Raw genomic sequence first — 20300 nt, 5'->3', positions numbered from 1 at the left:
AAGGGCGGGTGGGATCATGACGAACCTCGTAGAAGTAGAAGACTTCACGCGACATAGTGAAGAGAAGCGAACCAGCGCGTTCCAGCTGGAGGTGAAAACCTGGCTGGAACGCCATCCTGAAACGCAATATGTCGATATTCTTCTGAACGATCTGAATGGGGTATTTCGCGGTAAGCGCATTCCCGTCTCAGCGCTGGCAAAACTGGAAAAAGGGTGTTACTTCCCGGCTTCGGTTTTCGCTATGGATATTTTGGGTAATACCGTCGAAGAGGCTGGACTGGGACAGGCACTCGGCGAACCTGACAATATCTGCTTTCCTGTTCCCGGTTCTTTAATGCCTTCCGCCGCCGACCCGCAACGTGTCGCGCAACTGATGTTGACCATGTGCAACCAAGATGGCACTCCCTTTGACGTTGAACCCCGTAATGTCCTCAATCAATTGTGGCAACAACTGCGCAATCGGGGATTATTTCCGGTGGTAGCGGTAGAGCTGGAGTTCTATCTGGTCGATAAAAAACGCGATGCGGAAGGCTATATCCAACCGCCGTGCGCACCCGGTAGCGATGAGCGCAACATGCAAAGCCAGGTCTATTCGGTGGATAACCTTGATCACTTTGCCGATGTGTTACGGGATATTGATTCCCTGGCGAAGCAGCAGGGAATACCGGCCGATGGTGCCCTGGCGGAGGCCTCACCGGGACAGTTCGAGATCAATCTGCACCATACGCGCGATATATTGAAAGCCTGCGATCACGCAATTCAACTCAAGCGTCTGGTTCGTCAGGTCGCAGAAAATCACGGCATGACGGCGACTTTCATGGCGAAACCCTATGAAGAGTACGCCGGTAGCGGCATGCATGTGCATATCAGTATGCTGGATGCTGCCGACCACAACGCCTTTTCCCTTGATGACGGTAGTGATTCGCCGCTGCTGAAACGTGCGCTGGCAGGCATGATCGATTTAATGCCTGCATCAATGGCACTGCTGGCTCCCAACGTGAACGCCTATCGTCGTTTTCTGCCGGATGCTTTTGTCCCCCTTCAGGCCTCATGGGGGCACAACAACCGTACTGTGGCGCTGCGCATTCCCTGTGGCGATGTCGATAATCATCGCGTGGAATACCGCGTGGCGGGGGCCGATGCGAATCCTTACCTGGTGGTGTCAACCATTCTTGCCGGTATTGTACACGGACTGGACAATCAATTGCCGTTGCCGCATCCGGTGAAAGGCAACGGCCATGAAGCGGAAGGACTGGCGCTACCGATTCGTCAGAGCGATGCGCTGTACGAATTTGAGAACAGCTATCCGCTACAGAAGCTGCTGGGCGAGCGTTTCAGTGCGGTGTGGCACAGCTGCAAACAGTATGAACTGATGCAGTTTGAGCGACTTATCACCGCCACCGAGATTGACTGGATGCTGAAGAACGCCTGAAGCAGGGAGATTTAGCGCAACATCTTGTATTGATGCCAGTAATTAAGGCAAAATATGCGCCCTGCAAAATACCAACATAACCGACGCTTATCGCGTCGGTTATTTTTTGCATAGTGATTTCACTCTACTTCAACCGAGGCCGGACACGCATCCGGATAGATAGACACTACAAACACGCGTTGTGCGTGAGATTTTGAGGAAAAAAGATGGGGATGTTTTCAACTGCACCAGCGCTGGCTGGTTCTCGCTTTCGTGATGACTACGGCGCTGTGATGAGCACTCTTGCTTATCAACCCACCTCCTGTCGCAATTTGCGCAGTTTCCCTGTGGTACAACCCAGTCAGGTTGTTGCTGTAGGGGGGCTGAACGATGTCGCTTAATACCTCTGGCGCACCGCAGCGTGCACATCTGAAAAAATCCCTGACTCTGATCCCGGTGGTCATGATGGGCCTGGCCTATATGCAGCCAATGACCCTGTTTGATACTTTCGGCATCGTATCGGGTCTGACCGACGGCCACGTCGCCACTGCGTATGCGTTCGCGCTGATCGCCATTCTGTTCACTGCTATTAGCTACGGTAAGCTGGTACGCCGCTTCCCATCTGCGGGCTCCGCTTATACCTATGCACAGAAGGCCATTAGCCCACACGTTGGCTTTATGGTGGGCTGGTCATCCCTGCTGGACTATCTGTTCATGCCGATGATCAACATCCTGCTGGCGAAAAGCTATTTTGAAACGCTGGTGCCGGGGATCCCGTCATGGATTTTTGTCGTGCTGCTGGTGGGCTTTATGACGCTCTCCAACCTGCGCGGCATCAAAACCGTAGCCAACTTCAACAGCGTGATTGTGGTGTTGCAGGTGTTGGTGATGATCGTGATTACCGGCATGGTGATTTACGGTGTTGTCCACGGTGTTGGCGCAGGTACGTTGACCAGCAGCAAACCGTTCTGGTCACAGGATGCCCATGTGGTACCGATGATCACCGGTGCGACCATTTTGTGTTTCTCGTTCCTCGGCTTTGACGGCATCAGTTCGCTGTCGGAAGAGACCAAAGACGCTGAACGTACCATTCCGCGCGCGATTTTCCTCACCGCGTTGATTGGTGGCGTGATCTTTATTGCGGTGTCTTACTTCCTGCAACTCTACTTCCCGGATATCTCACGCTTCCAGAATCCGGACTCATCACAGCCGGAAATCATGCTGTTTGTGGCGGGTAAAGCCTTGCAGGTTGGTATCCTGATCTTCTCGGTGGTCACGGTGCTGGCATCTGGCATGGCGGCGCACGCCGGTGTTTCCCGTCTGATGTATGTGATGGGCCGTGATGGTGTATTCCCGGAGCGTTTCTTCGGTTATATCCATCCGAAATGGCGTACCCCGTCATTGAACGTGCTGCTGGTCGGTGCCATTGCGCTGCTGGCGATCAACTTTGACCTGGTTACTGCAACCGCGCTGATTAACTTCGGTGCGCTGGTGGCGTTTACCTTTGTGAACCTGTCGGTGATTGCCCAGTTCTGGGTGCGTGAGAAGCGCAATAAAACGCTGAAAGATCACATTCACTATCTGGTGCTGCCGGTGTTGGGTGCGATGACTGTTGGCGCGCTGTGGATTAACCTGGAAGAGACTTCAATGGTATTGGGTCTGGTCTGGGCTGCGGTGGGGATTATTTACCTCGCGGTGGTTACGCGCACCTTCCGTAACCCGGTGCCGCAGTACAGCGAAGAAGTGTAAGTCGGCAAGGTGCGCGCTAATGCGCACCTTCCCTAAAGGCGCGGGTCACCGCGCCTTTGTCATCGACATCGCGTTCATCCGTTAACCGGCAATCTGTAATTCCCAACTCCCCAAACTTAACGTCTCGCGCGCCGCTTTACTCAATTCGTTATCCGTAATCAGCGTATCAATCCGTTCCAGCGGCAATGCCAGATGCGTGGCAATCTTGTTGTACTTGGAACTGTCGCTTAACAATATCCGCTTGCTACTGACATCGCTCGCTGCCTGTTTTACCGGCACTTTCTCTTCATCAGGGGTAAATAATCCGCGCGGTCCCCAACACGAGGCGGATATGAACGCGATATCAATCGCCAGTTGGCGCAAACTGCGCGCCGCAGCGGCACCAATGCTGGAACGGTTTTCCCGACAAACGGTTCCCCCGGTATGGATCAGCTTACAGTTGCTGCTTTCCATCAACAGACGCGCGATGACAAAGTCATTGGTGACCACCAGTAAATCCTCCCGGTCAAGCAGTTCCCGCGCGAGGGCCAGCGTGGTGGTGCCGGCATCAAGGTATATGCAACTATTACGCGGAATATGACGCGCCGCCAACTGGCCAATCGCCATCTTCTCGTTGCTGTACATGCTGGTTTTTGCCAGATGAGACGGTTCTGCCGCCAGTCTGTCTGCCGACCGCACGCCGCCTGATACTGAGAGCACCGCGCCTTGTTCCTCCAGCTTCTGCACATCACGGCGGATGGTCATATGGGATACCCCCAGCCGCTCGGTTAGCTCGGCGATACTGACAACGCCACGCTCGGCAACCAGCGCTAAAATCTGTTGATGACGTTCAACCGGAATCACAATCGCCTCCATGAAATTATCATTTTTTCACATTGTAGAGCATCGTCTCTTTACATGCAGTAGATATTATCCCTGTGGAATGTAAGCAAAAATCGCCAAAAGTCTGCGGATAAGCCACGTCGTGGCTGTGTGAAATGTTGTTATGAGAGATGCGTCGAAGTTAATTTTTGTGATTCTCCGCACATTTATCCGCCAGTGTCTGCGGCAGAATTAACAGCAATGAACAAATAATCACTTAAATTAACAATGGAGGTTCGCTGTGTCAGCAACCGTCAATAATATCTGTGTAGTAGGTTTGGGTTCGATGGGTATGGGCGCGGCGCAGTCCTGTATTCGTGCCGGTTTAAACACCTGGGGGGTTGATCTCAATCCCCAGGCGCTGGAAACCCTGCGTCAGGCCGGCGCGCGTGACGCACAGACCTCCGCTGCCGCGTTCGCTCAGGAACTGGATGCGGTGTTACTGCTGGTGGTCAATGCCGCGCAGGTTAAAGCGATTCTGTTCGGAGACAACGGTCTGGCGGCACAACTGAAACCCGGTACCGTGGTCATGGTGTCCTCCACCATCTCAGCCCAGGATGCGCAGTCCATTGAACAACAACTGGCGCAGCATCAACTGGTGATGTTGGATGCGCCGGTATCCGGCGGCGCAGCGAAAGCAGCAACCGGCGACATGACGGTGATGGCGTCCGGTAGCGAGGAAGCCTTTGCTCGCCTGCAACCGGTACTGAACGCGGTTGCCGCGAAAGTCTACCGCGTGGGTAGCGACATCGGTCTTGGCTCAACAGTGAAAATCGTTCATCAGTTACTGGCAGGCGTGCATATCGCCGTTGGTGCAGAAGCGATGGCACTGGCTGCGCGAGCAGGCATCCCGCTGGAAACCATGTATGACGTCGTGACCAATGCAGCAGGAAACTCCTGGATGTTTGAAAACCGCATGCGTCATGTGGTGGATGGCGACTATTCACCGAAATCAGCGGTCGATATCTTTGTCAAAGACCTCAACCTGGTGGCCGACACCGCCAAATCCCTGCATTTCCCGCTACCACTGGCCTCGACTGCACTCAACATGTTTACCGAAGCCAGCAACGCGGGTTACGGGCGTGAAGACGACAGTGCGGTGATCAAAATCTTCAGTGGCATCACGCTGCCCCAGCCGAAGGGGAAGTAACCATGCGTTTAGGTGTCATTGCTGACGATTTTACCGGCGCGACTGATATCGCCAGTTTTCTGGTGCAAAACGGCCTGCCGACAATTCAGTACAACGGCGTGCCGGAAAGTGTGGATAGCCTGAGTGCACGGGCGATCGTTATCAGCCTGAAGTCACGCTCGTGCCCACCTCAGCAGGCGATTGATCAGTCGCTGGCGGCACTGCGCTGGTTGCAGCAGCAGGGCTGCGATCGTTTCTACTTTAAATATTGCTCCACCTTTGACAGCACCGCCCTGGGCAATATCGGTCCGGTGACGGATGCACTGCTGGCTGAATTAGGTGAAAGCCAGACGGTGATTTCACCTTCTTTACCCGTCAATGGCCGTACCGTCTATCAGGGTTACCTGTTTGTCGCTGATCAACTGCTGTCGGAATCCGGCATGCGCCATCATCCGGTGACACCGATGACGGATAGCAACCTGGTACGTCTGATGACGCGTCAGGCGCAGGGTAAGGCTGCCGTGATCAATGCCAGCCAACTGGATAAAGGCGCAGATGTGGTGCGTGACCAACTGGCAACGTTGAAAACCCAGGGTATCAACTATGTGGTGCTGGATGCGCTGCATGAGCAACACCTGCTGACCCAGGGTGAGGCCTTAAAAGAGATGCGCCTTGTGACCGGCGGTTCCGGGCTGGCAATCGGTATTGCTCGCGCCTGGTCAACGGCGCAACAGAATGCGGCCGAAGCGGAGTGGGCCGGGCGGCCACAGGGCCAGCGTGCGGTTGTCATCTCGGGTTCCTGCTCGCAAATGACCAACCGCCAGGTCAACGCCTATCGCCAGATCGCGCCCTCATTCGAGGTGCAGGTTGAGCGCTGTCTCGAAGATGCGGCCAGCTATGCCGATGAATTGTGCGACTGGGTGGCGGCGAACAGCCAGCAGGCTCTGGCTCCGCTGCTTTACGCCACTGCCGATGCACAGCAGTTGCAGGCGATTCAGCAGCAGTACGGTGCCGCACGCAGCAGTGAAGCGGTTGAGCTGCTGTTTGCCGCCGTTACCCGTGAGCTGAAGGCACGCGGCTGGCAGCGGTTTATTGTGGCCGGTGGTGAGACCTCGGGAGTGGTGGCACAAACCCTCGGTGTGACCGCCTTCCACATTGGTCCGACGATTTCACCCGGCGTACCCTGGGTGCGTGATATTCATCAACCGCTGTCGCTGGCCCTGAAATCAGGCAACTTTGGCGATGAACAATTTTTCGCCCGCGCACAAACGGAGTTCTCTGCATGACCGAACAACAAGCCCGCCTGGAGATGGTGCAACTCGGCGCCTCGTTTTTTCAGCGTGGTTACGCGACCGGCTCGGCAGGAAACCTGTCGCTGTTACTGGAAGATGGCAACCTGTTGGCGACGCCAACCGGTTCCTGCCTTGGCGAGTTACAGGCCGACCGTCTGTCGAAAGTGACGATGCAGGGCGAATGGATTTCCGGTGATAAGCCGTCAAAAGAGATCGCTTTTCACCGCGCACTCTATCTGAACAACCCACAATGCAAAGCGGTGGTTCATCTGCACAGTCATTACCTGACGGCGCTCTCCTGCTTGCAGGGGCTGGACACGGAAAACTGCATCCGTCCATTTACGCCTTATGTGGTGATGCGCGTGGGGGATGTGCCGGTGGTGCCGTATTACAAGCCAGGCGATCAGCGCCTGGCGGAAGACCTGGCACAACTGGCGTCACGTTATCGCGCCTTTTTACTGGCAAACCACGGGCCGGTGGTGGTCGGGAAAACGTTACGCGAAGCGGCGGATAACACCGAAGAGTTGGAAGAAACGGCACGCCTGATGTTCACGCTGGGCGATCGTGCCATTCGTTATCTGAGTGATGACGAAGTGGCAGAGTTGAGGAATTACTGATGCCAAAGTTTGCTGCTAATTTATCTACACAATTCAATGAAGTGCCGTTTCTGGAACGTTTCGCTGCGGCAGCCAACGCGGGGTTTCGCGCCGTTGAATTCCTGTTTCCTTATGACTACCCGGCAGAGGTGCTGAAAGCCGAACTGGAGAAATATCAACTGGAACTGGTGCTGTTCAATACCGCCGCAGGCAATGTTGCCGCAGGGGAGTGGGGTGTTTCAGCCATTCCGGGCCGCGAAGCGGAGGCGCACGCGGATATCGATCGTGCGCTGGAGTATGCACTGGCGCTCAACTGCCCGCAGGTACATGTGATGGCGGCGACCGTCGCGCCAGGGGCTGACCGTACGGCGTATGAAACAACGTTTGTCAGCAACATGCATTACGCAGCTGAACGTTTTGCCCCGCATGGGATTCGCCTGCTGTTGGAAGCGCTGAATCCGGTAACCAAACCGCATTACCTCTACGCCAGTCAGTACCAGACGCTGGCGATGATGGAGCGCATCGACAGATCGAATGTTTTCACCCAATTGGATCTGTTCCACGCGCAGTTGGTGGATGGCAATCTCAGTCACCTGATTAAGACCTATGCGGGTCGCTATCGTCATATCCAGATTGCTTCTGCACCGCATCGCCATGAGCCGGATGAAGGTGAAATCAACTATCCGTGGCTGTTCAACCTGCTGGATGAGGTGGGTTACGACGGTTGGGTTGGCTGTGAATACTTTCCTCGCACCACCACGGAAGCGGGTCTGGGCTGGTTCGCACCTTACGCACAATAACCCTGAGTTTTACCGCCCCACACACAGGACACACGTTGCCCCGTGGGGCTTTTGTAACCTTTGTTTTGCCTGAACCAGAGAAGTCTGTACCCGAATATACTAATTAAATCAGAGGACTATCATGTCAACCGCGTTGTTGTTAACCATCGCTGTCGCCAGCATTGTGATCCTGCTGCTGCTGGTGATTAAAGCCAGAGTTCATCCGTTTGTTGCTCTGTTGATTGTCAGCCTGCTGGTGGCGATTGCTACCGGTATCCCGGCGGAAAAAATCATGGAGACCATTTATAGCGGCATGGGCAGCCTGCTGGGACATATCACCATTATTATCGTGCTGGGGGCGATGCTCGGCGCAGTGATTGAAGCCTCTGGCGGCGCGGAGTCGCTGGCCCAGCGTTTCAGTAAAACGCTGGGTATGAAACGTACCGTCGCTGCGCTGACAATGGCGGCATTTATCCTCGGTATTCCGGTATTTTTCGAAGTGGGCTTTATCATCGTTATCCCACTTATTTACGGTTTCACCAAAGTGGCACGCGTCTCGCCCGTGAAGTTTGGTCTGCCGATGGCCGGTGTGATGTTGACGGTGCATGTGGCATTGCCAACCCATCCAGGGGCGGCGGCAGCGGCGGGCATACTGCATACCGATATGGGCTGGCTGATGATGCTCGGTATTCTGATCTCCATCCCGGTCGGCATTGTTGGTTACTACGTGGCGAAAATGATGAATCGCCGTCAGTACCATCTGTCCGTTGATGTACTGGAACAATTGCAACTGGCAAAACCAGAAGGGACGACCAGCACCCAGGAAACCCCTCCGGGCGCGATGACCATTGCTGGTTTGATCGTGGTGCCGATTGTATTAATTGTGCTGGGTACCCTGTCACACTCCATGCTGGCTGAGGGCAGTGTTTTACGGTCAATTATGACCGTCATCGGCACCCCACCGATTGCGCTGTTGATTGCCCTGGCGTTGGCAGCATGGTTGCTCGGCGTGCGTCGTGGCTGGAGCAAGGACAAACTGGAAGATTTGACCGGCCGCGCGATCCCCAGTTCCGCCAGTGTCATTCTGGTCGCCGGCGCGGGTGGCGCTTTTGGTAAAGTGCTGGTCGAGTCAGGCGTGGGCAAAGCGCTGGCGGTAACGCTGGAGACACTCCACCTGCCATTGGTTCCGGCCGCATTCATTCTGTCGCTGGCGCTGCGTGCGTCGCAGGGTTCCGCCACCGTGGCAATTCTCACCACCAGTGGCCTGCTGAGTCAGGCGGTCGGTGATGTCACCGATATGCAGCGTGTGCTGGTGACGCTGGCAGCCTGTTTTGGTGGCCTCGGCTTGTCACATGTGAATGATGCCGGATTTTGGGTAGTGACCCGTTATCTGGGGCTGTCCGTCGCCGATGGCCTGAAGACCTGGACAGTCCTGACCACATTGATGGGGCTAAGCGGTTTTGCACTGACCTGGCTGGTGTGGGCGTTGATCTAACTGAGGTGAGAGCGGGCATCCGCCCGCTCTTGACTAAGAAACCAGCTCCTGCGCGTACAAATACAGCGCTTTCAACAAACCCAGCTTCTCCGCATTCCCTTCATGCAAACTCGCCAACGACTCCAGCTCCAGCAGAAACGCCTGCACGCGTTCAGCATTCAGCGCTTCGCGACGATGCTGTAACCAGCGTTGCTGCTCGGTGTCATCCAGCGTACCGGGGAAATTGCGCGCCCGATAACGAAACAACAACTTCGCGATACGCTTGTCATCAAAGGTTAAATCCAGCGCCGGTAAATTCTGCGGCGGCGTCTGGCGCACGATATTCATCGCTGCACGATCGGCATCGCTGAAAAATCCGTTGTAGAGCTGCGCATCCACATCATCCGAGGGGGTAAAAGGCTCGGCTTCGGCAAACAACGTCACCACTTTTTCGCGCACTTCTGCATGCTGGCGCAGCAGGGCGAGGTTGGCGAGGCAGTGCTGACGATCGATATTCAGGCGTTCCGCATCTTCCGGGCGCAGGGTATTCGCCGGGGCCAGCACCGGGCATTTGTTGATATGCACTAGTTTGATGGGCACCGCCGCGAGGTCGCCCAGCTCGGTGTGGCGGGTATACAGCCGCTCACGCAATTCATCTGGCGACAGCGTCAACAGCGGGCTCATATCCCCCGCCAAATCAGCCACAATCAGCGCGTTACGGTTATCCGGATGCCACGCCAGCGGCACGATCCAACTGGTATTGCCGCGTGCCGCACCAAACATTCCCGAAACGTGCACCAGCGGCTTCATTTGCGGAATATCGATCAACGTCATCAGTTTCTGTTTATTACGATGAGTAAACAGGAACTCAAACAATTTTGGTTGTTTCTCTTTGACCAGCTTCGCCATCGCTAATGTGGCGTAAACGTCAGACATCGCATCATGCGCCTGCTCGTGTGCCACGCCATTGGCTTTGGTCAGATGTTCCAGCTTAAAGCTGGGGAAGCCGTCATCATTTTCCGGCCAGACAATACCTTCCGGGCGCAATGCATAGCAGGCACGCATCACATCAAGCAGATCCCAGCGAGAATTGCCGTTCTGCCAGCTCCAGCCATAAGGATCGAAGAAATTACGATAGAAAATGTTGCGGGTGACTTCGTCATCAAAACGCACGTTGTTGTAACCCACCACGCAGGTCTGTGGCTCGCTAAACAGGCTGTGGATACGTTCAGCAAAGGCCGCTTCCGTGACGCCACGCGCCTGCGCGGTTTGCGGCGTAATGCCGGTGATCATCACCGCCTCCGGTTGCGGCAAATAATCATCCGCTGGCTGGCAATAAAACACCTGCGGTTCACCTGTGGCATTGAAATCTTTATCAGTACGCAGCCCGGCAAACTGCGCCGGTCGGTCGAGTGACGGGCTTTTGCCGAAAGTCTCGTAATCGTGAAACAAAAAGGTGAAGTCGGAGGCGGGCACGGCGTTATCCTGGCAATGGAAAAATCAACGCACAGGATAGTCGCCCGGCTGACACAGTACAACCTTCCTCCCGGGGTCTGCGTGCCAGCGCGCAGAATTTGTCCTCAGTTCATACTTTTTTTCAATTTATTCAAACCTCTTAAAGCCATTTGCCGTAAAACGTGCGGCGGTAAATTCATTTTTTGAGGAAGAAGTGTTGAAAAGGCGTCTGCTGGTTACTGTTTCTGGAATGATTGTTTGGGCATCGCTGGCGCAGGCTGACGACAGCATGCCGTTCCCCCTGACGCCTCCGGCGATTGATGCGGCTTCCTGGGTACTGATGGACGCCACAACCGGACAGATTCTCACCGCCGGGAATCCCGATGAGGAGCGCAACCCGGCCAGCCTCACCAAGCTGATGACTGGCTATGTGGTGGATCGTGCCATCGACCAACACAAAATCAGCCGTGACGATGTGGTGACAGTGGGTAAAGATGCCTGGGCGGCCGGCAACCCGGTATTCAAAGGTTCCTCGCTGATGTTTCTCAAACCCGGCGATAAGGTCACGGTACGTGATCTGAGCCGTGGCGTGATCATCGATTCCGGTAACGATGCCTGTGTGGCGCTGGCCGACTACGTCGCGGGCAGCCAACAAAACTTCGTCACCATGATGAACAGCTACGTGCAAAAGCTCGGCCTGACCCATACCCATTTTGAAACCGTCCACGGTCTGGATGCACCCGGTCAGCACACCACCGCGCGCGACCTGGCGGTACTGTCACGCGCCATCATCAGTGGCGAACCCGATTTCTATGCCATGTACAGCGAGAAAACCCTCACCTGGAACGGTATTACGCAGAACAACCGCAACGGATTACTGTGGGATAACAACCTGCACGTCGATGGCCTGAAAACCGGCCACACCGAAACCGCCGGTTTTAACATCATCGCGTCAAACATCGTTGGTCAGCATCGGCTGATTGCGGTGATCATGGGCGGCAAAAGCTCCAAAGGGCGTGAAGAACAGGCGCGTAAGCTGCTGGTCTGGGGACAAAATAACTTCGACACCGTCCAGTTGTTCCATGCCGGGAAAAAAATCGGCACGGAAAACGTCTGGTACGGCAATCCGCATCAGGTTGATGTAGGTACCACCCAGGATATCTACCTGTCACTGCCGCGCGGCGAAGTGCAAAACGTTAAAGCCAAATACGTTATCGATCGTAAGGATCTGGAAGCGCCGTTAAAGGCCAATGAACAGATCGGCGAGATTCAGGTGATGGACAAAGATAAACAGCTGGCGAGCTATCCGCTTTACGCGCTCAACGCGGTCAATAAAGCGGGTATCGTGACGCGCATTGAAGATTACCTGAAGCAAAAACTGTAAGCATGAACTAACTTCGGTATCAGTGCCGTAGAGTGTCGCTGATATCGAGGTCAATCATGAAAACATCTGTCGTTGAACGTCCGGCGCAACACTGGGTCGGTTATCATCTGCAAGGTCCGTGGCAGGAGACGGTGCCACAGGGCTTTGCTCAGCTTAAAGTCTGGGCCGCGCGTCACGGCCTGTCAGGCGAGTGGATGGCCATTTATTATGGCAATCCGCAGGAGCTGCCCCGGAAGAACTCAGGGTAGAAACGGTGCTGACCGTCCCGGCCGATTATGCGCTGGCAGCGGGTGGCGATATTCAGCATGGCACTCTGGCCGGCGGCCATTATTTCCACACCTGCACGGAAGTGCTGAACAACGATTTCTTCGCTGCCTGGAATGAATTTTTTGCACAATTGCAGGCGCGCAGTGACTGGCAGGTGGATAATCGTCCCTGTTATGAACACTATCTTTCGGATGGATCGCAAAGTGGTAACTGGCTACTGAACATGTACATCCCGGTTCGGCCCCGCTAAAAAAGGGGCTGGCGTTACATCTATGTTTCTATTGGGGAAATTTGATGTTGCGTTGATGTTGATTTTTGTAAGCAGTGGTCAAAAAGTCAGGAAAAACGCGTGTCAGGTGTTAAGGGATCTGGTTTCGCCAGGGTAACATAGCGCGCAAAATTTTCCCGTACCCGGATAATCATGTTACGCGCTGACAAGCCCATTTCGTCGATTGAGTTCTGGTTCTACCGCCACTATCGCGCCGTACACGGCGTGCGTATCGCTATCGCTTTTGTCCTGAGCTTTTTGTTTGTCCGTCTGACTGACATTCCGGAAGGCACCTGGCCACTGATTACGCTGGTGGTGGTGATGGGGCCAATCTCGACCTGGGGTAATGTCTTTCCGCGCGTAGTACAGCGCATCATTGGCACCTTTGCCGGGGCGATCTCCGGCTTGATCGCGCTGAAGCTGGAGTTGATATCCTTGCCCGTGATGCTGGTGTGGTGTTTTGCGGCGATGGTGATTTGTGGTTATCTCACTCTCGGCAAACATCCGTATATGGCGTTGTTAATTGGTATCACCCTCAGCGTCGTGGTTGGCGCACCGGCAGGGGATTTCACCGTCGCGTTATGGCGTGGTGGCGATGTGATTCTCGGATCGCTGATGGCGCTGCTGTTTACTGCTATCTGGGCGCAGCGCGCTTATACCCACTGGCGCATCCAGTTGTCGGACGCCTTTATCAGCATGGCGAAAATTCATCATACCGGCTTCTCAGCTAACCTGGTGGATAAGCCGCGCCTGAACAAACCGTTTCAGAAGCTACTCACCAATGTGATCAAGATGCGTGCCTTGTTGGAACCCGCCAGTAAAGAGACACGCATTCCCAAATCGGTGTTTGAAGCCATTCAGACCATTAACCGTAATATGGTTAACACCATGCAGATGCAAATTGATGCGTGGTGGGCGTCACGCGAAAGCCACTATTTGCTGCTCAACGCACCGACCCTGCGCCGCACGCAGCAAATGACGGAAAACACCCTGAACGCGCTGGCGGCGTTAATGGTGAAAGGGGAGACGGAGCAGGTGACGGCCAACAGCCACGAGCTGGGCAGCATCATGCAGGAGCTGGAGCAGTTGATTGCCACTGGCAGCAAGCAACTGGAAACCACCTCGATCTACGGCTACGTCTGGCTGAGTCTGGAACAGGCGCGCCAACTGGAGCGTATGACCGATCTGGTAAGGCTGGCGTTACGTAAATAGTTTTCCGGGGCAATGACTTAATGTGAATCGCCCTTTCTTTGCGCTAAGATAAGTGCCAGTCCGATTTTAGATGTGAGAATTGCTTACAGGGCTGGCAAGCCGCTAAGCTAAAGGTTATGACTATCTCGCCTGCTCAAGCAGGCCCTAAGAAAGGTGCCAACATGGAAAATGCCAAGCAATCATTTCAGGACGTTCTGGAGTTTGTGCGTATGTTTCGTCGTAAAAACAAACTACAGCGCGAAATTACGGATAACGAAAAGAAAATCCGTGATAACCAGAAACGTGTGTTGCTGCTGGACAACCTGAGCGAATACATCAAACCGGGCATGAGCGTTGAGGCGATTCAGGAAATTATCGCCAGCATGCGCGTGGATTATGAAGATCGCGTTGACGAATACATCATTAAAAACGCCGACCTCTCCAAAGAGCGTCGCGAGCTGTCGAAAAAGCTCAAAGCGATGGGCGAACCTAAACCGCAATAAGATTCAGGGGCCATTTGGCCCCTGAATTTTTTGCCGATACTGCACTCACTAACATATTGCACATCTCCCTCTACCGTCTTGCGAGAGAGGGCCGGGGTGAGGGTTAGTTGCGCATTAGCCGCCGGGCCAGCGCCTGCAACTGATACGCCACCTCTGCCGCATCCAGCCCGTTTTGCTGCGGTGCAGCGGTGGTTTCCCGGATCACCAATTGGGTTTCCAGCGATGGCATTTCAGCGCTGACGTCATTGAGTCGTGCCAGCAGGTGATCCACACTTTCCGCGCCCAACTGCTGTAAATCCTGACGCACCGTGGTGAGGGGCGGCTGGTACCAGGCGCTCTCTGCGGTGTCATCATAGCCAATCAACGATATTTCGCCGGGAATCCGTACGCCATGTTGGTGCAGCGCGCGCATCGCGCCCAGCGCCATCTGGTCGTTCGCCACCAACAGCGCCTGCGGCAGCGTGTGAGGCAACAAACTAAGTAAGGCCTGATAACCCGATGCCGCGCTCCAGTCCCCCTCCAGCACGCAACAGGCTTCCAGTTGATGAGCTGCCAGCGCCTGTTGCCAGGCCAGAAAGCGGCTGCGTGCTGAGGCGGAACTCGTCGGGCCATTCAATACACCAATCTGGCGATGGCCGAGCGCCACCAGATGATCCACCGCCTGACGCGCACCGGACTCGCTCAGAAACTGGCATTGCGTTACCCTGGCATGGCGTTCCACATCAAGAAACAGCGCGGGTTTTGTGCCACACTGCTGCTGGATTTGCTCCGCTTTCGCCGCATCCAGCGGCAGGTTGATCAGCAGCGCATCGACCCGCTGGGCCAGCAGCTCATTAACCGTGTCCTGCGCATTGCCTGCGGTCATTGCAATCACCAGATGGTAACCGAGCGCTGTCGCGCGTTGCTGGATGGCGGAGGCAATCTGCGCCGGAGCCATCAGCGCCAGATCGCTGGTTGCCAGCCCCAGCGTGCGCGTGGCTTTACCTGCCAGTTGCTGCGCCACCCGGTTCGGCACATAGTTGAGTTGCTGCATCGCCGCTTCCACTTTGGCGCGGGTGCGGGGAGAAACCTGTGCGGCGCGGTTAAGCACGCGGGAGACAGTCTGGTAAGAAACCCCCGCCAGTTGGGCAACGTCATCGAGGGTTACGGAGCGCGAAGTCATTGATCTCTCCTGAAGATGAAGCTGCGAGTGTAGCAAATTTTTTCCCTTCGGCGAGGTCTTAAGCCAGGATGAAAACCTAAGGAGAACAGCATGAAGCTCAATGGTGAACATATTCAGGATATCAATACGCTGGCGGCATGGCTGGCGCTGGATCATATTCCGCAGGAGGGTACGCTGGAGGCCGATTTAGCCATTCTGGCCGGACATGCGGTGCTGCCGAATATTGAAGGTGTGGTCGCACTGGCCAAAAAATATCAGCTCCCTTTGCTCATCAGCGGCGGTATCGGTCACTCCACGCCACTGCTGGCGCAAATGATGGCGGCGCATCCGTTGTACCGGCAAATCGCGACTCAGGGTAAAAGCGAAGCAGAGATGCTGGGCGATATGGCGCGTCTGTTTGCCGCGTTGCCGGACGACCAACTGTTGTTGGAAGAGAAATCGCGCAACTGTGGCGAAAATGCGGCCTTCAGCCAGCAGTTATTGGACAAACTGGCGTGGCAGCCGCAGCGGGTGATTCTGGTGCAGGATCCGCTGATGCAGCGTCGTACCTGGGAAACCTTCCGCTGGCAGTGGCGCGATCGTGACGATGCGCCTGAGTTTATCAGCTGGCCGGTGTTTACCCCGCAGGTGATGATGGATGCCGGTATGCTGCGTATTATCGGCGCGCCACCGCAGGGGTTGTGGTCAATGGAACGTTTTCTGTCGTTGCTGATGGGGGAAGTGCAGCGTCTGCGTGATGATGAAAACGGCTATGGCCCGCGCGGCAAAGGGTTCTTCGGTCATGTTGATGTCCCGGATGCGGTCGAAGCGGGCTGGCAAAGATTGATGCGCCTGCCAGGGGTGCAGTCGCGCATCAATGGATAATTAACCTTCTACGCCGTCAACACGATTTTCCCGACGTTAAGGCCCTCTTCCATGCGCTGATGGGCCGCCGCTGCTTCAGCAAGGGGATAGACACTGTCGATAATCGGTGCCAGTCCCTGCTTGCCAAATTCGGATAACCAGCGTTCACGGAAGCGTTGTGACATCGCGTGTTTGACCTCCTGACTGCGCGATTTCATCACCGTGCCGAAAATTTGCAGGTGGCGATACAGCAGCCGATCCAGTGGAATTTTGGCATTTTCGATGCCGCCCATAATACCAATCTGCACCAGGCGACCGCCGAAGTTGAGCGCATTAACGTTACGTTCGAAGTAGGGCGCACCGATAAAGTCGAGGATCAAATCGACACCGCGTTTCTCCGTCAGGCTGTCGACCACCGTGGCGAAATCCTCATGCACATAATCGATAACATAATCTGCCCCCATACGACGTACCAACTGATGAGCGCTGGCCTGGGCCGTGGTGATCACCGTTGCCCCGATGGCATGCGCCAGTTGTACCGCCGCACCACCCACGCCACCCGCCCCTGCATGGATTAACACTGTCTCGCCTGCCTGCAATTTACCGAGATTCACCAGCGCTTCATTGGCGGTGACAAACACTTCGGTGATGGCCGCCGCCTGGACGTAGTTCAGGCTGTCAGGGATCGGCATTGCCATACGGTAATCAATGCGCGCCACTTCGGCGTAAGCCCCACCGCCAACGATACCCATTACGCGGTCACCGACCTTGTAACCGGAAACTTCGGCACCGACGGCAATCACATCACCGGCGATTTCCAGCCCCATCAGGGTGGAATCCCCGAAGTCAGGGCGGCCATAGCCGCCACGACGATGGGTGAGATCGGCCCGGTTAACCCCGGCGGCGCGGGTGCGCACCAGTAAATCCTGTGGGCGCAGAACCGGTTCTGCAACCTCGGTCAGGGTTAACACCTCGGGCGGTCCAAACTGATCAAATGTAATGGCTTTCATGGTCTTTTCCTTAATTATCAATTGCTCTGGTCATCGGCAAAGGTGGCGTTGGCATAGGCTGACGCGGTAATGGCGGCCGGGAAACCGGCATAAAACGCCATATGGGTAATCACGGCACTTAACTCGGTTTGGGTCAGGCCATTTTCGATACCACGGCGTAAATGCGCGGGCAGCTCATTGGCGTGGTTCAGTGCAATCAGACAGGCGATGGTGATCAGGCTGCGGTCGCGCGGGGCCAGATCCGCATCTTTCCAGACGTCTGAATACAGCGGCTGTTCAACAAAGTCCGCCAGTTTCGGGGTAAACGGACGAGCGGCAGCGCGCGGGCTGGTGAAATCAATCGGTTTCATGGTCATCTCCTTAAATCTGGCTGATAAATTTATTGGTCAGGTAATGTTCAATGCCTTCGGTACCGCCTTCAGAGCCGTGGCCGCTCTCCTTCATTCCGCCGAACGGCAACTCGGTCGCAATGATGCGGTACTGATTGATGCCGATCATCCCGGCTTCGAGGCCATCGCCGACATCAATGGCGGTACGGGCATCACGGGTAAAGGCATAGGCAGACAGTGCGTAGGGCAGGCGATTGGCTTCTGCCAGGCCGTCTTCCAGCGCGTCGAAGGGGCGCATCACGGCAATCGGGCCAAACGGTTCTTCATGCATGATGCGGGCGCTCATCGGCACTTCCGCCAGCACGGTGGGTTGGAAGAAATAACCGGGACCCGCAATACGTTTGCCGCCGATCAGTACTTTTGCCCCCTGGGCGACGGCATCCGCCACCAGCAATTCCATCTTCTCCAGCTGACGTTGATTCGCCAGCGGGCCAACCTGCGTTCCTGCCGCCATACCGTCACCAATCACCAGCTTCTCGGTTGCGGCGACAAAGGCCGCGACAAAGTGTTCATATACCGGACGCTGGATCAGAAAGCGGGTGGAAGAGATACAGATTTGGCCGGTGCCACGGAAGCGGTTAGCGGCGCCCCCGGTTGCGGCGGCATCGATATCGGCATCGGCAAACACCAATACCGGACCGTGTCCCCCCAGCTCCAGCGTGATGGGTTTTACCCCGGCGGCAGCACGTTCTGACAGCAGACGACCGACCGGAACCGAACCGGTGAAGGCCACCTTACGAATGATCGGTGAGGCGATGAGCTGAGAAGAGACTTTATCCGGTACGCCAAAGACAATTTGCAGCACCCCTTTTGGCAGGCCGGCCTCGTCGAGACAGCGCGCCAGCGCCAGTGCCGTTGCCGGGCTTTCCTCACCGGGTTTCAGAATCACGCTGCATCCCGCAGCCAGCGCGGCAGACAACTTGCGTGCCGGGGTGATAGCCGGGAAGTTCCACGGGGTGAAGGCGGCGACCGGGCCAATGGCCTGACGTTTCACCAGTTGCTGCACGCCGGGACGATTGGCGGGCACCACGCGGCCATGAATACGGCGGGCTTCTTCGGCGAACCATTCGAAGTATTCGGCGGCGCGCAGCACTTCATCACGGCTCTCGGTCAGCGGCTTGCCCTCTTCGAGGGTCATCTGCGTGGCGATATGCTCAGCGCGTTCACGCATCAGTTCCGCTGCACGCTTCATAATGCGCGCCCGTTCAGCGGGAACGGTGTGACGCCAGACGTCAAAGCTGTCACGCGCAACATCCAGCGCCAGCGCCAGGTCAGCTTCGGTCGCCAGCGGCAGGCGGCCAAGTACGTTGCCAGTCGCCGGGTTTACCACGGCGGCGGTATCGCGGTCGTCGGCGTTCAGCCACTTGCCATTGATGAACAGGTAAAGTGAATCATAAGCTGGGTTTTGCATGGTCTTCTTCCTCAGATGGATGATGTTGTTGATTTGCGTTGAGAAGAAGGTTAAGCCCGGCGAGCTTCGCTGATAAGATGGCCTCTCCCCACAACAGCTATGCAAGAAATGCACAGATGCAATCAGAGAAATTTGCCGAGTTCCTTGGCGTCTTCGTTGACGTCGCACGCGAGAGTAGTTTTTCCGCTGCTGGTCGGCGGCGTGGCCGTACCCCCTCGTCGATTGGTCGTCAGATTGATGCACTGGAAGCGCATCTTGATACGCCGTTGTTTCTGCGCTCCACCCGCCATCTCACCCTGACGGATGCCGGTGAAGCCTTGTTGATCCGTGCCAGACAGATTCTGGATTCGCTGGTGGATGCACAGCAGGAGCTGGCGTCGATGAAAGGGGAAGTCACCGGGATTTTGCGCGTGGCCTGCTACCCGACCTTTGGCAAGCGCTACGTGCTGCCGGTGATGGGGGAACTGGCCCGTCAGCACCCAGATTTACGGCTGGAGCTGGATCTGACTGAACGTCTGGCTGACCCGGTAGCGGAACGTCTGGATCTGGTGATCCGCATCGGGGATATGGCGGACAGTACCCTGATTGGCAGTCGCATTGCTGTTCAGACCCGCGTGTTGTGCGCCAGTCCGGCATATCTGGCGCAGCACGAGGGACCTGCCACGCTGGCCGATCTGGCCGCACATCGGCTGATCGACAAATTACATGGCTCCGACCTGTTGGGTTGGTCTGCGGTGCTGGGGCATCCGACACGGGCATCCAACACCGCACCGGTTTTTGGTTGTGATGATTTTGAAGGGATGCGTCTGGCGGCGGTGGAGGGACTAGGAATCGCTTATCTCCCTGACTGGGTGGTGGGGGAGGATATCAAGGTCGGGGTTTTGCAGCAGATTTTTCCTGAGTGGTCGGCACAGCCGCAGGCGACAACCGGGATCTACGCGTTACGCGCGTTACGTCATCCCCCGGCTCGCGTCACCCTGTTTCTTGATGCCTTGCGCACCCGGATTGGCAACCCGGCGATCTGGTCAGTGCAGGATATTTAATGGGCGTAGCGGCGCGATTTATCGCGCGCTTTTGACCTTGTGCAGCAGGCAAAATGCGCGATAAACCGCGCCGCTACGGTTGG

Annotated in this window: 20 protein-coding genes; 14 read left to right on the top strand and 6 right to left on the bottom strand. The window is 55.9% G+C overall.

What is annotated here, in order from left to right:
- The first annotated feature begins 13 nt into the window (after positions 1-13).
- A complete protein-coding gene (locus AC6I8N_RS13125) occupies positions 14-1432 on the top strand; it encodes a glutamine synthetase family protein (protein WP_497830694.1) in 1419 nt (472 codons plus the stop codon).
- A 369-nt stretch (positions 1433-1801) separates the two neighbouring features.
- Entirely contained in the window at positions 1802-3160 is a 1359-nt protein-coding gene (locus AC6I8N_RS13120; RefSeq protein ID WP_497829226.1) for an APC family permease, read from the top strand.
- A gap of 81 nt (positions 3161-3241) precedes the next feature.
- Here AC6I8N_RS13120 and ygbI read toward each other — a convergent pair whose 3' ends face one another.
- Complete coding sequence (gene ygbI, locus AC6I8N_RS13115; RefSeq protein ID WP_036627653.1) at positions 3242-4003, bottom strand: DNA-binding transcriptional repressor YgbI; 762 nt, start codon at positions 4001-4003, stop codon at positions 3242-3244.
- A gap of 259 nt (positions 4004-4262) precedes the next feature.
- Between ygbI and ltnD the strand changes: the two genes are divergently transcribed.
- From ltnD to AC6I8N_RS13090, 5 genes are all read left to right on the top strand, one after another.
- Positions 4263-5171, top strand: a complete 909-nt coding sequence (gene ltnD, locus AC6I8N_RS13110; RefSeq protein ID WP_497829225.1) for an L-threonate dehydrogenase — start codon at positions 4263-4265, stop codon at positions 5169-5171.
- A gap of 2 nt (positions 5172-5173) precedes the next feature.
- A complete protein-coding gene (gene otnK / locus AC6I8N_RS13105; RefSeq protein ID WP_497829224.1) occupies positions 5174-6436 on the top strand; it encodes a 3-oxo-tetronate kinase in 1263 nt (420 codons plus the stop codon).
- A complete protein-coding gene (gene otnC, locus AC6I8N_RS13100; protein WP_021185932.1) occupies positions 6433-7059 on the top strand; it encodes a 3-oxo-tetronate 4-phosphate decarboxylase in 627 nt (208 codons plus the stop codon). Before otnK ends, otnC begins: the two co-directional genes overlap by 4 nt.
- Positions 7059-7838 (top strand): HPr family phosphocarrier protein, encoded by a 780-nt coding sequence (locus AC6I8N_RS13095; protein WP_208724017.1) that lies wholly within the window; start codon positions 7059-7061, stop codon positions 7836-7838. The genes otnC and AC6I8N_RS13095 overlap by 1 nt, the downstream gene beginning before the upstream one ends.
- A gap of 121 nt (positions 7839-7959) precedes the next feature.
- Positions 7960-9312, top strand: coding sequence for a GntP family transporter (locus tag AC6I8N_RS13090; RefSeq protein ID WP_208724018.1), 1353 nt, complete (start codon positions 7960-7962; stop codon positions 9310-9312).
- A gap of 33 nt (positions 9313-9345) precedes the next feature.
- On the opposite strand, the gene sbcB is transcribed toward AC6I8N_RS13090, so the two are convergent.
- Positions 9346-10767: an exodeoxyribonuclease I gene (sbcB, locus tag AC6I8N_RS13085; RefSeq protein WP_497829223.1), complete on the bottom strand. Its 1422-nt coding sequence runs from the start codon at positions 10765-10767 to the stop codon at positions 9346-9348.
- Between the two features lie 196 nt (positions 10768-10963).
- Here sbcB and dacD point away from each other — a divergent pair, with 196 nt between their 5' ends.
- From dacD to tmaR, 5 genes are all read left to right on the top strand, one after another.
- Complete coding sequence (gene dacD, locus AC6I8N_RS13080) at positions 10964-12130, top strand: serine-type D-Ala-D-Ala carboxypeptidase DacD (RefSeq protein WP_208724020.1); 1167 nt, start codon at positions 10964-10966, stop codon at positions 12128-12130.
- 56 nt (positions 12131-12186) lie between these two features.
- On the top strand, positions 12187-12378 hold the full coding sequence (locus AC6I8N_RS13075) for a hypothetical protein (RefSeq protein WP_497829222.1): 192 nt from the start codon (positions 12187-12189) through the stop codon (positions 12376-12378).
- Positions 12379-12383: 5 nt separating this feature from the next.
- A complete protein-coding gene (locus AC6I8N_RS13070; RefSeq protein ID WP_497829221.1) occupies positions 12384-12647 on the top strand; it encodes a GyrI-like domain-containing protein in 264 nt (87 codons plus the stop codon).
- Between the two features lie 171 nt (positions 12648-12818).
- Complete coding sequence (locus tag AC6I8N_RS13065) at positions 12819-13877, top strand: FUSC family protein (protein ID WP_497829220.1); 1059 nt, start codon at positions 12819-12821, stop codon at positions 13875-13877.
- Positions 13878-14038: 161 nt separating this feature from the next.
- Entirely contained in the window at positions 14039-14359 is a 321-nt protein-coding gene (gene tmaR, locus AC6I8N_RS13060; RefSeq protein WP_013509702.1) for a PTS system regulator TmaR, read from the top strand.
- Between the two features lie 103 nt (positions 14360-14462).
- On the opposite strand, the gene AC6I8N_RS13055 is transcribed toward tmaR, so the two are convergent.
- A complete protein-coding gene (locus AC6I8N_RS13055; protein ID WP_497829219.1) occupies positions 14463-15521 on the bottom strand; it encodes a LacI family DNA-binding transcriptional regulator in 1059 nt (352 codons plus the stop codon).
- Positions 15522-15611: 90 nt separating this feature from the next.
- On the opposite strand from AC6I8N_RS13055, the gene AC6I8N_RS13050 reads away from it, so the two are divergent.
- Entirely contained in the window at positions 15612-16385 is a 774-nt protein-coding gene (locus AC6I8N_RS13050) for a YdcF family protein (protein ID WP_021185923.1), read from the top strand.
- Positions 16386-16393: 8 nt separating this feature from the next.
- Here the strand turns inward: AC6I8N_RS13050 and AC6I8N_RS13045 are convergent, their stop codons facing one another.
- The 3 genes from AC6I8N_RS13045 to AC6I8N_RS13035 are packed head-to-tail and all read right to left on the bottom strand — an operon-like array spanning position 16394 to position 19174.
- Positions 16394-17374: an NAD(P)H-quinone oxidoreductase gene (locus AC6I8N_RS13045; RefSeq protein WP_497829218.1), complete on the bottom strand. Its 981-nt coding sequence runs from the start codon at positions 17372-17374 to the stop codon at positions 16394-16396.
- A 17-nt stretch (positions 17375-17391) separates the two neighbouring features.
- Positions 17392-17724: a carboxymuconolactone decarboxylase family protein gene (locus tag AC6I8N_RS13040; RefSeq protein ID WP_021185921.1), complete on the bottom strand. Its 333-nt coding sequence runs from the start codon at positions 17722-17724 to the stop codon at positions 17392-17394.
- Positions 17725-17734: 10 nt separating this feature from the next.
- The gene (locus tag AC6I8N_RS13035; RefSeq protein ID WP_497829217.1) at positions 17735-19174 is read right to left on the bottom strand and encodes an NAD-dependent succinate-semialdehyde dehydrogenase; all 1440 of its coding nucleotides are present in this window, start codon (positions 19172-19174) and stop codon (positions 17735-17737) included.
- Positions 19175-19290: 116 nt separating this feature from the next.
- On the opposite strand from AC6I8N_RS13035, the gene AC6I8N_RS13030 reads away from it, so the two are divergent.
- A complete protein-coding gene (locus AC6I8N_RS13030; protein WP_497829216.1) occupies positions 19291-20217 on the top strand; it encodes a LysR family transcriptional regulator in 927 nt (308 codons plus the stop codon).
- The last annotated feature ends 83 nt before the right edge of the window (positions 20218-20300 follow it).

Source organism: Pantoea sp. X-Soil-TKNS-1279, assembly GCF_059730565.1.
Note: the sequence above shows the minus strand (reverse complement) of the source record. Positions and strands in the feature narration are given on the sequence as shown.